Here is a 15026-nt window from a genome sequence, read left to right as displayed (position 1 = left end):
CATTGTCGGAAACGATGATGGGGCTTTTTTATTGGCCAATGAGGGGAACTAGGCCAGTTAAAAAGATCCCAACTACGAAAACTCGCAGTTGGGATCTTTAAATGATGATGGGTTAAATTGTGGTATCGAACCAGAACGGATACTGCTTGAGTCCGACGTAGACGTCAAAAAAGCGACCGCCCATTTCTTCGCCGTCTAATTGCCCGTATTCGATGGCCGGGACGGTGAGATGGACATTCGGTGCCTGATAGTAGTGAACGGCCTTAGACGTCAAATGACGCTTAAATATGAGGCGTAACGCTAGCCAAATCAGTTTCGCAAAGTTGGGCTTCTCAATGACAACCAAATGCAGCTGATGATCGGTGATCGTGGCCTGAGGGACAATACCCACGCCGCCACCAAAGTAAGGATGATTGGTGGTAGTGACCAGGAAAGCATTGGGATAGATATCACGTTGATTGCCGACGTGGACGGTTAGGGTGAAGCCCGTCTGATTGTAATAAACGTCCAACGCAGAGGCCAGGTAGGACAGCTTTCCCATGTGGTGTTGGTTCAGCCAAACCTTAGCTTTGGATTGATTCGCTTGTGAGATGATGGCCGCATCGAACCCAATGCCTAAGTTATTGGTGAATACGCCGCGTTCTTGCTTAATGGTTTCATCATAGCTGCCGATATCGTAATTGGTTGCGTGGGTGCACTGAACGATTTGTTTAAGCGCATCCTCCCACTTGATGGCCATGCCGGCGCCTCGGGCAAAATCATTGCCGGAACCAATGGGTAAGTAGGTCACCGGAATCGGGTAGTGACGTGGCTGCTTGGTGAGGCCATTGATGGCTTCGTGGAGGGTGCCATCGCCGCCAACAGCAAGGACCACCCAGTCCTGATGAGGTTCATCAGGTAATTGTTTTGCAAATTGCTCGCTTAAAAGAATCGCATGGTTGGCGTATTCTGAGGTGGCAAGCCGGTAGGAGACTTGGGCGTCGTCGAGTTGTTGTTTAATCTCGGGCCACAAGACCTTGGCACGACCACTTCCTGCGTGCTCATTTAAGATGATATAGAACTGGACACTCACCATACTTCTCCTCTCAATTATTAATCCTCACTATTATAAACGAAATCGACGAAGCTGCCTAGTAATTCTGGCGGAACTTTCCTTAGTTGTAAGGAATAGTGCAATTGAGCGGCGTATTTGGCCGTTCAATCGGTGGTAAAAGGGGAGTAGCGTGCAGCAAAAAAAGCGGCTGAGACCAGCGTCTCAACCGCTTCTATCTATTACTTAGTCATAATAAACATGGGTAAAATCATAGGGTGACGTTCCGTCTTTGCGAAGAGGAAGTTCTGTAAGTCATCGATCACAGCGTTGCGAATCGAGGCTTCAGTTGCCTTCGGGTTACGCATAGCCCGCCGAATGGTCTGGAAGACCCGCCGACGTCCTTCGTTTAGGAGCTCACCGGATTCGCGCATGTAAACAAACCCGCGTGACAGCAGGTCTGGCCCGGCCTTGATCTCTTGATTCTTAAGATCAATCGTTGCCACGACAACCACCAAGCCTTCTTCGGAAAGTAGTTGACGGTCGCGTAAGACGACGTTACCGATATCACCAATTCCAGAGCCGTCGATGTAAACATCGCCAGCAGTGAAGTGGCCAGCGATCCGAGCGGAATCCTGCGTCAGGGCTAAGACATCCCCATTTTGCAGGATAAAGCTGTGATCTAATGGCACGCCACATTGTTCAGCCAGTTCGGTATGGATCTTCAACATCCGGTATTCCCCGTGAATTGGCATAAAGAACTTAGGCTGCATTAAGCGAAGCATGAGCTTTTGTTCTTCTTGACCACCGTGACCGGAAGTATGGATGTTGTTGACCTTGCCGTGAATGACGTTCGCGCCGGCTTCTTCCAGCTCATTAATGACCCGGTTCACAGAGATCGTGTTACCAGGGATTGGGTTACTGGAGAAGACGACCGTGTCGCCAGGTTGAATCGCAATTTGCCGGTGCGTTCCGTTGGCGATCCGTGAAAGGGCCGCCATCGGTTCACCTTGTGATCCCGTACATAAGATCATCACTTTTTCGGCCGGTAGTGACCGAATCGTGTTGGCATCAACTAAAGCATCGTCGGGGATATTTAGGTAGCCTAACTCGCGCCCGTTGACGATGGCTGCTTCCATGGAACGACCGAAGACCGCAATCTTACGACCGTGGGCTAAAGCAACCTCACAGGCCGTTTCGATCCGGGAGATGTTAGAAGCAAAGGTGGCAAAGATGACCCGACCTTCGACTTGGTCAAAAATCTTGCGGATAGATTTACCCACCCACTTTTCAGACTTCGTCCAGATAGGGCGTTCGGCGTTGGTACTATCAGACATGAGACACAACACACCCTCAGCGCCTAACTTAGCCATCTTTTGAAGATCAGGCGGCTGGTTGGTTACTGGTGTTAAGTCGAACTTATAGTCACCGGTTTCCACGATTGTACCGACTGGTGTATGGACGGCAATTCCCAAGGTATCAGGAATTGAGTGAGTTGTCCGAAAGAAGGTGACACTCATCTTCCGGAATTTAAGCACAGTATCATCGTCAATTGCGTGTAATTCAGTCGATTTAAGTAATCCGTGTTCTTCAAGTTTATTCTTGATCAATGCTAAGGCCAGGGGACCAGCATAGACTGGGACGTTCAGGGCCTTTAATAAATAAGGAATACCGCCAATATGATCTTCATGGCCGTGGGTAATCACTAGCGCCTTGATCTTGGCTTGGTTTTCAACGAGATATTGGTAATCGGGGATAACATAGTCGATCCCCAATAGTTCGTCTTCAGGAAACTTAATCCCGGCATCGATTAAGATAATTTCATCTTGAAATTGAATACCGTAAGTGTTTTTCCCGATTTCGCCAAGTCCACCCACGCTAAAGATAGCGGCTTCGTTATTTTTGACGTTTAACTTGTTCATTCATTAAACTCCGTTAACTTGTAATTCGGATTCTGTTGTTCGTAAGCGAGAGTGTTTCCTTCAATCGCTTCAATGAATTCGATATTGTGATCCGTGTGTGCTTCTACTTGGGCCCGAGCTTCAACTTCGGTGTCCGCTTCCAAGTAAAGCGAATGGGTATCCTCGCGCTTAGGATTCCGCTTTTTATCGTTTTGGTAATAAACTTTATAAATCACTGACAAAACTCCTTTAACAAAATAATTTAACTCGTCAGAGGTGCGACGAGTCATGGTCCATCCGAACTGCGGGTTGCTTACACAACAATTAGCACAATTTTAGCATAGATTCAGGTGATTGTATAGAATTACCACTGGACAGCAAAACATGCTATGATTAAGCTAACGTAAAGTGAACGGAGGAGACGCCATGGCATTAATCGTAGAAATCATCATTGGGGTTATCATTGCCATCGTGATATATGAACTAATTCACCGCACCATCGTGCAACGGGCAACTCGAATTGTTCGGCGATCTGCTCAAGACGAAACGGATGTGGCAGTCAAGGCCGCTCTCCAAAGATTAGTCAATGAAGATGTGTTGACGGAGTCCGAATGCCAGATTGAAGCGGCTGAGACCGTGGCCGATGTTTGGGGTCGGGGCGTCATGTCGTTTGAATACAGTTTCCCGGCAGCTTTAGATACGGAACGCCGGCTACCTGAATTGGAGCAGGCGTTTAATCAGGCTCTGGCTAGCTTTAGTGCCGACCATCAGGTGAAATCGGTGGTTAAGGGATCGGCGTTCGTCGTCAGCGATATCTGGGTGTACACTGGTGAATTACATTTGGACGTCGCCTATCTAATGAACGAATCAACTGTCGAATATTTGAAAGACTTGAAAAAATTAGACGATCCAGCTGTGAAGTAACTAAATTGGTCGTATTCCGGCTGCCAGGAATTACCGCCTTACCGTTCGCCAAATTTGAGCTGGAGCGCTGCGGGGAGGACGACCTAAGCCACAGGGCGGTCTTAGGCCTCGCTTTGAGCCGAAAAATCACGTCTCAAAGTCGCCATTTACCAAGAAAGTCACTTGGTAAATCCCACGGCTGAGCTCAAATTTGACTCACTCACGGCTACATGGAAGTCATTAATTACTGTTGGCTAATTGATGATTCATCAGTTGTTTAAGAAATTTTCTACTTAACAACCATCGTAACCGGAATCTCTGCCAGCCGCGGGTTCCTAGTTTCCATCTATTATCCCAGTTGCTCAAACGCCGGTAATGATTTTCACGCTTTAATTCAGTAATAAAAAAATGGTGTTGTCCTCACAAATTGTGAAGGCAACACCATTTTTAGCAATTACTCAATCATAATCGTATCTTCGGCGCGACTGAATGGTTGGTCCTTGTCAATGTGGTCGTAGAAAAGCGTCCCATGCAAGTGATCAATTTCATGTTGGCACACGATGGCTGGATAGTTCTTTAAACGAACTTGGTGTTTTTCACCATTGACATCGTAGTAACGCAACGTGATTCGGTCGTGACGCGGCACGAAGCCGGGCACGTCTTTGTCGACGGATAGGCAACCTTCGCCCTCGGTCAATGCCCCTAGTTGAACCGATTCGGACACGATGACGGGATTGATGATCACATCGGTAAACGGCGACTTACCGTCTTCTTCTGCCGGTGGCACCAAGACGGAGGCCATCTTCTTCGACACACCCACTTGAGGGGCTGCCAGGCCGACGCCGGCGCGTAAACCGTACTTTTTACATTGCTCAGGGTCTTGGGAGACCACTAAGTATTCCATTAGGTCTTTCGCCAGTTGTTGATCCTCTTCGGACAGAGGGAAAGTGACTTCTGCCGCTTCCTTCCGCAGAACGGGGTCGCCATCTCTGACAATATCTTTCATGAGAAACACGAGCATTACCTCCGAAAATTATTCATAACTATTTTACATTCTAACATAACAGATAACGAAAATGAAATGAAAGAAAACGTTTTCTGTACATTAAAAATGACGAAAGCGGATAATCACAAGCGCCAGTAATGTTTTCGGCCAAAACCTTTATTTCCGTTAATGAAAGGGCTTGCAACGGTTGTGAAAAAATGGTACTTTAGGGGTGTAGTCAGGAAACGCAACGTTAACTCACTCTTGTTAACAATTTCATATCAAGTGAAAGGAAAGTGTTACTTATGGCTAATGGAAGCAAACAGATTGTAGACTTTGCCAAAATCAAAGCTACGATGGCCGACCCATACAAGCACCCGGTGCAAGTCATTGACCGGGAAGGGAAGGTTGTTGATCCAGACACGTTGGCAAAATATTCAGATGACCAACTTGTTGACTTCATGAAGAAAATGGTTTGGGAGCGTACGTTACACGAACAAACAATGAACTTCTCCCGTCAGGGTCGCCTCGGATTCTATGCTCCAACTGCCGGTGAGGAAGCCAGTGAAATGGGAAGTGTGACCGCGTTTAAGGAAAACGACTTCTTATTACCTGCTTACCGTGATTTACCACAAATGATTCAACACGGTACAACTGTTGCAAAAGGTTTCTTATGGTCTAAGGGTCATGTTCAGGGGAACCAACATGAAAATCCTAACATGCTCTTCCCACAAATTATTATCGGTGCCCAATACGTTGAAACTGCCGGCGTAGCTTTGGGGATTAAGAAGAACGGCGATGAAGATCGCGTTGCCTTCGTTTACACCGGTGATGGTGGGACATCACAAGGGGACTGGTATGAAGGGGTTAACTTCACCAGTGCCTTCCAAGCACCAGCTGTCTTCTTTGTTCAAAATAATGGTTGGGCAATTTCTGTACCACGGCGTAAGCAAACTGGTGCGGAAACCTTAGCTCAAAAAGCGGTGGCTATGGGTGTTCCTTCTGTCCAAGTTGACGGGATGGATATCGTGGCTGTTCATGAAGTCTCTAAAGCTGCTCGTGACTTTGCGGTTGCTGGCAACGGGCCAGTTGTGATTGAAACGTTGACTTACCGTTACGGTGCCCACTCCTCAGCTGGTGATGATCCTTCTCGTTACCGGACGAAGGAAGAAGAAAAGCCTTGGTTCGACGCTGACCCATTGATTCGGTTACGGAAAGTCTTAACAGACAAGGGTGTTTGGTCACAAGATCAAGAAGACAAATTAGTCGACGAATACAAAGACGAATTTAAGCAAGCGATGAAGGAAGCAGAAGCTGCACCAGCACAAAAGGTTTCCGACTTCCTGAAGTGGACTTACAATGTTCCTACTCCAGCGGTTAAGAAGCAAATTGCAGAATTCGAAGCAAAGGAGTCGAAGTAATCATGGCTAAAATGACGTATATTAAAGCGATCACTTCTGGTCTGGATCAAGTCTTAAGCGACGATCCCAAGACTTTGATCTTCGGTGAAGATGTCGGTAAAAACGGTGGTGTCTTCCGGACCACGGTTGGTCTACAAGATAAGTATGGTGAAGATCGGGTATTCGATACTCCATTGGCTGAATCTGGGATTTTAGGACTCGCCATCGGATTGTCACTTACCGGCTGGCGGCCAATTCCTGAAATTCAATTCATGGGCTTCACGTTCGAAGCGATGGATGGGATTGTTGGCCAATTAGCTCGTGACCACTACCGGTTTGGTGGTCAAAAGAACTTCCCAGTTACGGTACGGACACCATTTGGTGGGGGGACTCATACCGCCGAAATGCATGCCGATAACCTGGAAAACTACTTCACCAGTACCCCTGGGTTACGGGTGGTTACACCAGCCAACCCATACGATGCTAAGGGCTTGATCATTTCCGCTGTCGAAAGCGATGATCCGGTTCTGTTTATGGAAAACTTGAAACTTTACCGTTCAATGAAGGATGAAGTTCCTGATGAAAAGTACACGGTTCCGCTAGACTCAGCTAAGGTGGTTCGCGAAGGTACTGATGTTACTATCGTGGCTTACAGTGCAGAGGTCAACGAATCCTTGACGGCTGCCGATGCTTTGGCTAAGGACAACATCTCAGCTGAAGTCATTGACTTACGGTCACTGTCACCAATTGACACGGATACCATCTTTGCTTCCATTGATAAGACCCACAAGGTTGTTGTCGTTCAAGAAGCACAACGGATGGCCGGTGTCGGTGCCGTCGTAGCTTCCGACATTGCCGAAGAAAAGATCATGTCATTGGATGCGCCAATTGGCCGGGTAGCGGCGCCAGACAGCGTTTACCCATTTGCCCAAGCTGAAAATGACTGGATTCCAAATTCTGATGACATTGAAGCTAAGGTCCGTGAAATCGTTAATTACTAAAAATTACAGTTAACCAATTAATCAGATAAAACTCGATGTGGGAACATCCTGCATTAAATGAAAGAAAGGAAGTTTTCCCATGGCTTATACGTTCAAACTCCCTGAGCTTGGTGAAGGAATGGCTGAAGGTGAAATTTCTTCATGGCTTGTTAAAGAAGGAGACGCCGTTAAGGAAGACGACACGTTAGTCGAAATCCAAAACGATAAGTCTGTTTCGGAATTACCATCACCCGTTGATGGCACGATTTCAAAGATTGTTGCGCAAGAAGGGGATACCGTTGAAATCGGTGACCCACTGATTGTGATTGATGATGGTTCAGATACACCACCTGACTTAGGTAAGGGTGGCGATGAAGCACCAGCTGAAGAAGCTGCACCGGAAGCGCCAGCCGCAGAACCAGAAGCCGCTGCAGCACCCGCACCAGCTGCGCCAACTGGGGTACCAGCCGCTGCAGATCCTAACAAGTTGGTTATGGCGATGCCATCCGTCCGGCAATATGCCCGTGACAAGGGTGTGGATATCACCCAAGTTGCGCCAACTGGGAATCATGGTCAAGTACTTAAAGCAGATATTGATAACTTCAATGGTGCCGCAGCGCCAGCAGCTGCTGCTAAGGAAGCTCCTGCTGCACCAGCTGCCGCAAAGGCCACGGGTCAAGCAATCAAGCCTTGGAACGCTGATCGTCCTGAGTTAGAGACGCGTGAACCAATGTCACCAATGCGGAAGATCATTGCCAAGAGCATGCGGACATCCAAGGATATTGCCCCACACGTTACGTCATTTGATGAAGTTGAAGTTTCAGCTCTGATGGCTAACCGGAAGAAGTACAAGCAGGCTGCCGCTGACAAGGGTATCCACTTGACCTTCCTGCCTTACATTGTGAAGGCATTAGTTGCTGTGATGAAAGACTTCCCTGAAATCAACGCATCAATTGATGACACCACGCAAGAAATTGTGACGAAGCATTACTACAATATCGGGATTGCAACCAATACGGATCACGGGTTATACGTTCCTAATATCAAGAATGCGGACTCCAAGGGCATGTTTGAAATCGCTAAGGAAATTAGTGAAAACTCACAAGCCGCATACGACAACAAGCTTTCACCTGCATCCATGGCTGGTGGTTCCATTACGATTAGTAACGTTGGATCCATTGGTGGTGGCTGGTTCACACCAGTGATTAACCAACCAGAAGTTGCTATTCTGGGGGTTGGCCGGATTGAAAAGGCACCTTACGTCAATGAAGATGGCGACATCGTCGTTGGCCGGATGCTGAAACTCTCCTTGAGTTACGACCACCGGTTGATTGATGGGGCGTTGGCTCAAAATATCTTAAACGAACTGAAAGCATTGCTTCATGATCCAGAAATGCTCTTAATGGAAGGATGACAGAAATATGGCAGATGTTGAAAAGAAGGATACCGTCATTATTGGTGCCGGCCCCGGCGGCTACGTTGCCGCAATTCGGGCTTCTGAATTAGGCCAAAAGGTGACGTTAGTTGAAAAATCTGATACGCTGGGCGGTGTCTGCCTGAACGTTGGTTGTGTTCCTTCCAAGGCGTTGATCCAAGCGGGTCACCGGTTAGAACAGGCCAAAGATGCTTCGACTTATGGGATCTCAACAAGCTCGGCTGAGATCGACTTTAAGAAGACCCAAGAATGGAAGCAAAAGAAGGTCGTTGACCGGATGACCGGTGGGGTACAGATGCTGATGAAGAAGCATCACGTTGACGTGGTCAATGGTGAAGCCGTCTTCTTAAGCGATACCCAATTACGGGTTATGCCAACTGGTGAAAAGCAATTTATGTCGACGGATACGGGACAGACTTTCGAGTACAATAACATCATTATTTCTACTGGGAGTCATCCTATCGAAATTCCTGGGTTTAAGTTTGAAGGTCGAGTCATTGATTCGACTGGTGGGCTCAACCTGCCAGAGATTCCTAAAGAATTCGTCGTCATCGGTGGTGGTTATGTCGGCACTGAACTGGCGGGCGCATACGCTAGCTTGGGCGCACATGTCACGATCATTGAAGGAACGCCATCTATTTTGCCTAACTTCGAGAAGGACATGGTTTCCGTTGTGCTGAAGAACTTGAAGAAGAAGGGCGTTGATGTGATTACCGGCGCCATGGCTAAGGGTTCTAAGCAAGACGACAACGGGGTTGATGTCACTTACGCCGTTGATGGTAAGGAAACGACCATCAGAGCAGATTACTGCATGGTTACGGTTGGCCGGAAACCTAACACGGATGACTTGGGCTTGGAATACACCAAGGTTAAGTTGAACGATCACGGTCAAATCGAAGTTGACAACCAAGGCCGGACAGCTTCAGAACATATCTGGGCGGTCGGTGACGTTGTGCCTGGCGCAGCTTTGGCACACAAGGCCTTTGCTGAAGCTAAGACGGCAGCTGGTGCTATCTCCGGCAAGAAGACGGCCAATGACTGGTTGAGTGTCCCAGCGGTATGTTTCGCTGATCCTGAATTGGCAACGGTGGGTTATACCCAAGCTGAAGCTAAGGACAAGGGCATCAAGGTCAAGACTGCGAAGTTCCCATTTGCCGGGAATGCACGGGCCGTTTCCTTGGATGCACCTGAAGGGTTCGTCCGCTTCGTCTACACGGACGACGACAATAAGAATATTGTCGGTGCCCAAGCGGTTGGCCCAGAGGTCAGCACGATGACGGGTGAATTATCACTCATCGTTAATGATGGCCTGAATGTGGAAGACGTGGCTTTGACTATCCATCCACATCCAACCTTGAATGAACCAATCCAAGAAGCTGCAGATATTGCTTTAGGGTTCCCAACCCACATCTAAAGCGACTTGCGACAACTCTAATTTCACGAAAAGTCACTCCTTTGAGGGGTGGCTTTTTTTATGGGAATGAAGCGTTCTAACTTGCTATCCGTAAAGGTTCACTTATAATGGGACTATGTGATCATTTTCGGACAAAGATGGCTAGAATAGCCAGTTTTAGTAAAGGAGGGTCACCGATGAGGCCAACGTTATTGATACAAGGGAATTTTGAACAGGCCAGTCGCCTGTTACATCAGCTATTGATTACCGACTTACCACTTGATTGTGTTGTGATGCCCAATACGATGGATGATGCACCGCGTTATCAACCGTTGGTGGTGGCTAGCGCACTGTGCCCGCGGCTAACGATTCGGGTTGGCACCGCCACGGATTATGGCAAGGCTACTTGGCTGGTCGTCTTGGATCGTCACGTAGCGGACACACCAATCACCACCATGGTTGCGGAGCTCCGCCTTTTGGTGAAACGGATCGTAGAAAATGGCTTCAATGGCCAATTGATTTTTGCTGGTGAACAGGACGAGTTACTGACTTACTTTGCGTGGAAGTTCTCCGGCTTGTCGGCCAGCCAGATCTGGGGGTTGGGGACCTACCCGTTGACCCGGCTCTTAACGTATCGGTTAGCAGAGCGGTTGGGGGTTGGGGCCACTATGATTCAGGCGACCGTCGTTGGATCGGCTAGCGCGCCAATCGTCGCGTGGAGTAGAACGTACATCGGACCAGCGCCACTCCTCATGTATTTGGCCAATGCCGATGCCGACTTCGATGCCGATGATCTCGGAAAAATGGGGACTTGGTTGCAACGAGAAGCCACGGAGCAACAGGCAACATTACGTTATTTAGCCATTATTCGCTTGCTACAAGCAACTCTGTCCCAGCAACCGCTGATCGCACCGGTCACGAATATTCATGAGGATACACCGGCGTTTGCGGCGGCTTCACCGGTGTTGGTCGGTGAAAAGGGCATTCAACATTTAACCAATTTGGTGTTGTCCGATGAAGAACAACAAGCTTACGCTGAACAAATTGCAGCGATTAGAACACGGTTGACGACAATTGAAAGTCAACAAACAGAAGGGAAGTAGTGTATGACCCAGTCATCGAGTAATTACGAATACCCCCTACAGGCGGACTGGTCAACGGCAGATATTGTGGCCGTGACCACACTGTATCAACGGGTGGAAGACGCCTATGAACTTAATCAGGGTGTGGCAGCCGCGGATTTGCTAGCAGCCTATCGTGGGTTTCAAACGGTTGTCCCGCAGAAATTTGAAGAGAAACAGTTGGGACGAGAGTTTGAGCAAGCATCAGGGTACAGTATTTATCGAACGGTTAAGCAGGCCCGTGAACAGGGCGGTCGAATTAAAATGAAGGGGATGCGTTAGGATAATGAGTGAAGATTGGCAACAGATTGCACGGGACGTTTCATCTTTGTTGCGAGAGGGGCGTCGGCAGGTAATCGCTAAGATGGCCGCGCCAATGACGGTTAGTGAAAAGACCAGTCGGAAAGATTTAGTCACCAATATTGATAAAAGCAATGAGCAATTTTTGATTGCGGGGATTCGTCAGCTGGATCCGAACGCTAAAGTTTTAGGTGAAGAGGGCTTTGGCGATCAGTTAACTAACTTAGATGGTCGTGTTTGGATTGTCGATCCGATCGACGGTACCATGAATTTTGTGAAACAGCACGATAATTTTGCAATGATGATTGGGATTTATCAGGATGGCAAGGGTCAGTTGGGTTTTATCTATGACGTGATGAATGATGTCTTGTACGCGGGCGGTCCAGCTGTCGGCGGTGTTTGGGCCAACGATCAACCCGTGAGTGCCCCGGCCAATTTGGCGCTATCAGAAGGGCTCATTGGCGCCAGTGCACCGTTAGTTGTCCATGACGTGGCGCACATGCAGCAGATTGTTCACGATAGCGCGGGGATGCGAATCTACGGTAGTGCGGGGATTGAAATGATCAATATTCTCTTGGGAAAGACGTTGGGCTACATTTCATACCTCAAACCTTGGGATATTGCTGCGGGACAAGTTCTATTAAACTTTTTGGGTGTTCGAGTCTCAACCATTGACGGCCAGCCGCTCAATATGCTATCATCTAACCTTGTACTAGTAGCGACGGAAAAAGCGCAACGTGATATTCTCCAAATTGAAGAAGATGACGTCTCACTGTGACACGGTCACAGTTTTTTTATGCGGCCGGTCGGTACAGATGGACTTTATTAATCAATCACGCTACAATAAGCGTACTTACTGACGACGTAAGCATGCCGTGATCCATCTAATTCAACAAGCACGAAAGGAAGAAATACACTTGAAATTCAGAGATGATATCCGTAACATTGCCATCATTGCCCACGTTGACCACGGGAAAACGACCCTGGTTAACGAAATGCTTAAACAGTCCGATACGTTAGACGAACATACGTCCATTGGCGACCGCGCCATGGATACTAACGCAATCGAAAAGGAACGGGGCATCACGATCCTGTCCAAGAACACCGCTGTTCGTTACGGGGACAAGCAAATCAACATCTTGGATACCCCAGGACATGCCGATTTCGGTGGTGAAGTTGAACGGATCATGCGCATGGTCGACGGTGTTCTGTTAGTTGTCGATGCCTACGAAGGTACGATGCCACAAACCCGTTTCGTTTTGAAGAAGGCTTTGGATCAACACTTGACCCCTATCGTGGTGATCAACAAGGTTGACCGTGAAGGCGCCCGTCCTTCCGAAGTGGTTGACGAAGTGCTGGATCTCTTCATTGAATTAGGTGCCGACGAAGACCAACTGGACTTCCCAGTGGTTTACGCCTCAGCTATGAATGGGACTTCTAGCTACGATCCAGAATTGGATACGCAAGAACACACGATGAAGCCAGTGTTTGACACGATTGTTAAGCACATCCCAGCTCCAATTGACAACACGGATGAACCATTACAATTCCAAGTTGCGATGTTGGACTACAACGACTTCGTTGGTCGGATCGGGATTGGCCGGATCTTCCGTGGGAAGGTTAAAGTCGGCGATAGCGTTACTGTTATGAAGCTTGACGGTACGAAGCAAAACTTCCGGGTTACCAAGTTGTTTGGTTACTTCGGTTTGAAGCGCTTGGAAATCAAGGAAGCCCAAGCTGGTGACTTGATTGCCGTTTCAGGTATGGATGAAATCAACGTTGGTGAAACGGTGGTTGCACCTGATACGTTGGAGCCACTTCCAATCTTACGGATTGACGAACCAACGCTGCAAATGACTTTCCGGACGAACGACTCACCATTTGCTGGTCGTGAAGGTAAGTTCGTGACGTCACGTCAATTGGAAGAACGTCTGAAGCGTGAACTTCATACTGATGTTTCCTTACGAGTTGACGACACCGACAATCCTGGTGCTTGGATTGTTTCCGGTCGTGGTGAACTTCACTTGTCCATCTTGATCGAAACGATGCGTCGTGAAGGTTACGAATTACAAGCTTCTCGTCCAGAAGTTATCTACAGAACAATTGATAACGTTCGTTGCGAACCATTTGAATCCGTTCAAATTGATACGCCGGACGAATACACGGGTTCTATCATTGACACGCTTTCCCAACGGAAGGGTGAAATGAAGAACATGGAAGCCGTAGGAAACGGTCAAACTCGTTTGACTTTCTTGGCACCATCTCGTGGATTGATCGGTTACTCAACCGAATTCTTATCCTTAACTCGTGGTTATGGGATCATGAACCATACCTTCTCCAAGTACTTGCCAGTTATCAAGAACTGGAACCCAGGTCGTCACAACGGGACTTTGGTTTCAATTAACTCTGGTAAGGTAACGACGTACGCTATCATGGCCGTTCAAGACCGTGGGACCATCTTCACTGAAGCTGGGACTGAAGTGTACGAAGGGATGATCGTTGGTCAAAACAGCCGGGATAATGATATCTCCGTTAACATTACCCGTGGCCGGAACCAAACCAACGTCCGGGCCGCCGGTTCTGAAGATATTGCCAAGGTTAAGACGCCATTGAAGATGTCTCTGGAAGAATCACTGGAATTCATCAACGAAGATGAATACTGTGAAATCACGCCAGACCACGTTCGTCTGCGGAAGCAAATTCTGAACACCAGCGAACGGGAAAAGGCTGCCAAGAAGCGGAAGACCGCTGCTCGGAAGTAATTTCTAAACTTTAAATTAAAGAAAACCGGTAATGGTTGCAGCTTGCTGTGATCATTACCGGTTTTTTAATGACCAGCTGACCGTTAAAAGAACGTTCTAACAGCAGCTGTACTAAAACTAGGCGACCTAGTGATTCCTTCCGCCTTACCATTCGCCAAATTTGAGCTGGATCGCTGTGGGAAGGACGGCTCGAGCCATAGAGCGGTCTCGAGCCTCGCTTTGAGCCGAGAAACACGTCTCAAAGGCGCCATTTACCAAGAAGGTCACATGGTAAATCCCACGGCTGAGCTCAAATTTGGCTCACTCACGGCTGACACGGATGTCCTGAGACGACCGTGATAATGAGTTTCATGGTTGTTATCAGTTAGCTTGAAACTACTGGGCGACCACGTTTTTCAACCGTCGTTCTGGTAGAATACAATCAAAGCCGGAGGAGGCCAGGGATGGAGCCAGCCTACAGCACGGGCAACTTTGGAGACACGTGGTTTGACCCGTACCCCAAAAGTTGGAACAAACTAGAGGGGTATAAATCATGGTTGTTTCAATTGAAAATAAGATTAAAGCTGTCGAAGACTATCTTAGTGATCGTGGTGAATCGTATACAATAGTTGCGACGCGTTACGGTATAGGACGGTATGCTCTTCGTGTTCTAACTGGTATTTATCAAGTTCATGGTCGAGAAAAACTATTGAATCCGCCACACATAACTGGTGAATTCCGTGTGAATTTAGTAGAGTGGAAGGAAAAGAATCATGCATCGTTAGAAGCAACCTGCATCAAGTTTGGTTTCCCGAAGCCTACGTCTGTTTCGAATTG

Annotated in this window: 14 protein-coding genes; 10 read left to right on the top strand and 4 right to left on the bottom strand. The window is 47.9% G+C overall.

What is annotated here, in order from left to right:
• Positions 1 to 112: 112 nt before the first annotated feature.
• The 3 genes from HF569_RS05205 to HF569_RS05195 all read right to left on the bottom strand — a co-directional run bounded on the left by HF569_RS05205 (position 113) and on the right by HF569_RS05195 (position 3167).
• The gene (locus HF569_RS05205) at positions 113 to 1075 is read right to left on the bottom strand and encodes a diacylglycerol/lipid kinase family protein (RefSeq protein ID WP_211089637.1); all 963 of its coding nucleotides are present in this window, start codon (positions 1073 to 1075) and stop codon (positions 113 to 115) included.
• A 197-nt stretch (positions 1076 to 1272) separates the two neighbouring features.
• The gene (gene rnjA, locus HF569_RS05200; RefSeq protein ID WP_168901582.1) at positions 1273 to 2952 is read right to left on the bottom strand and encodes a ribonuclease J1; all 1680 of its coding nucleotides are present in this window, start codon (positions 2950 to 2952) and stop codon (positions 1273 to 1275) included.
• Entirely contained in the window at positions 2949 to 3167 is a 219-nt protein-coding gene (locus HF569_RS05195) for a DNA-directed RNA polymerase subunit epsilon (protein ID WP_168850133.1), read from the bottom strand. Before HF569_RS05195 ends, rnjA begins: the two co-directional genes overlap by 4 nt.
• Positions 3168 to 3357: 190 nt before the next feature.
• Here HF569_RS05195 and HF569_RS05190 point away from each other — a divergent pair, with 190 nt between their 5' ends.
• A complete protein-coding gene (locus HF569_RS05190; protein ID WP_168850134.1) occupies positions 3358 to 3855 on the top strand; it encodes a hypothetical protein in 498 nt (165 codons plus the stop codon).
• Between the two features lie 433 nt (positions 3856 to 4288).
• Here the strand turns inward: HF569_RS05190 and def are convergent, their stop codons facing one another.
• Positions 4289 to 4849, bottom strand: coding sequence for a peptide deformylase (gene def, locus HF569_RS05185; protein ID WP_168901581.1), 561 nt, complete (start codon positions 4847 to 4849; stop codon positions 4289 to 4291).
• A 275-nt stretch (positions 4850 to 5124) separates the two neighbouring features.
• On the opposite strand from def, the gene pdhA reads away from it, so the two are divergent.
• The 9 genes from pdhA to HF569_RS05140 form a co-directional block, all read left to right on the top strand.
• Positions 5125 to 6240: a pyruvate dehydrogenase (acetyl-transferring) E1 component subunit alpha gene (gene pdhA, locus HF569_RS05180; RefSeq protein WP_168850136.1), complete on the top strand. Its 1116-nt coding sequence runs from the start codon at positions 5125 to 5127 to the stop codon at positions 6238 to 6240.
• A gap of 2 nt (positions 6241 to 6242) precedes the next feature.
• A complete protein-coding gene (locus tag HF569_RS05175) occupies positions 6243 to 7220 on the top strand; it encodes an alpha-ketoacid dehydrogenase subunit beta (RefSeq protein ID WP_168850137.1) in 978 nt (325 codons plus the stop codon).
• 79 nt (positions 7221 to 7299) lie between these two features.
• Positions 7300 to 8613: a 2-oxo acid dehydrogenase subunit E2 gene (locus HF569_RS05170; protein ID WP_168901580.1), complete on the top strand. Its 1314-nt coding sequence runs from the start codon at positions 7300 to 7302 to the stop codon at positions 8611 to 8613.
• A 7-nt stretch (positions 8614 to 8620) separates the two neighbouring features.
• A complete protein-coding gene (lpdA, locus tag HF569_RS05165; protein ID WP_168901579.1) occupies positions 8621 to 10048 on the top strand; it encodes a dihydrolipoyl dehydrogenase in 1428 nt (475 codons plus the stop codon).
• A gap of 176 nt (positions 10049 to 10224) precedes the next feature.
• Positions 10225 to 11130: a Rossmann-fold NAD(P)-binding domain-containing protein gene (locus tag HF569_RS05160; protein ID WP_168901578.1), complete on the top strand. Its 906-nt coding sequence runs from the start codon at positions 10225 to 10227 to the stop codon at positions 11128 to 11130.
• A 3-nt stretch (positions 11131 to 11133) separates the two neighbouring features.
• The gene (locus HF569_RS05155) at positions 11134 to 11430 is read left to right on the top strand and encodes a UPF0223 family protein (RefSeq protein ID WP_168901577.1); all 297 of its coding nucleotides are present in this window, start codon (positions 11134 to 11136) and stop codon (positions 11428 to 11430) included.
• Between the two features lie 4 nt (positions 11431 to 11434).
• Complete coding sequence (locus HF569_RS05150; protein WP_168901576.1) at positions 11435 to 12226, top strand: inositol monophosphatase family protein; 792 nt, start codon at positions 11435 to 11437, stop codon at positions 12224 to 12226.
• Between the two features lie 139 nt (positions 12227 to 12365).
• On the top strand, positions 12366 to 14210 hold the full coding sequence (gene typA, locus HF569_RS05145; protein WP_168850143.1) for a translational GTPase TypA: 1845 nt from the start codon (positions 12366 to 12368) through the stop codon (positions 14208 to 14210).
• Between the two features lie 532 nt (positions 14211 to 14742).
• The coding region (locus HF569_RS05140; protein WP_232842571.1) for a helix-turn-helix domain-containing protein at positions 14743 to 15026 on the top strand (284 nt) is incomplete at its 3' end.

Source organism: Levilactobacillus tujiorum (assembly GCF_012641185.1).
Classification (GTDB): Bacteria; Bacillota; Bacilli; order Lactobacillales; family Lactobacillaceae; genus Levilactobacillus; species Levilactobacillus tujiorum.
Note: the sequence above shows the minus strand (reverse complement) of the source record. Positions and strands in the feature narration are given on the sequence as shown.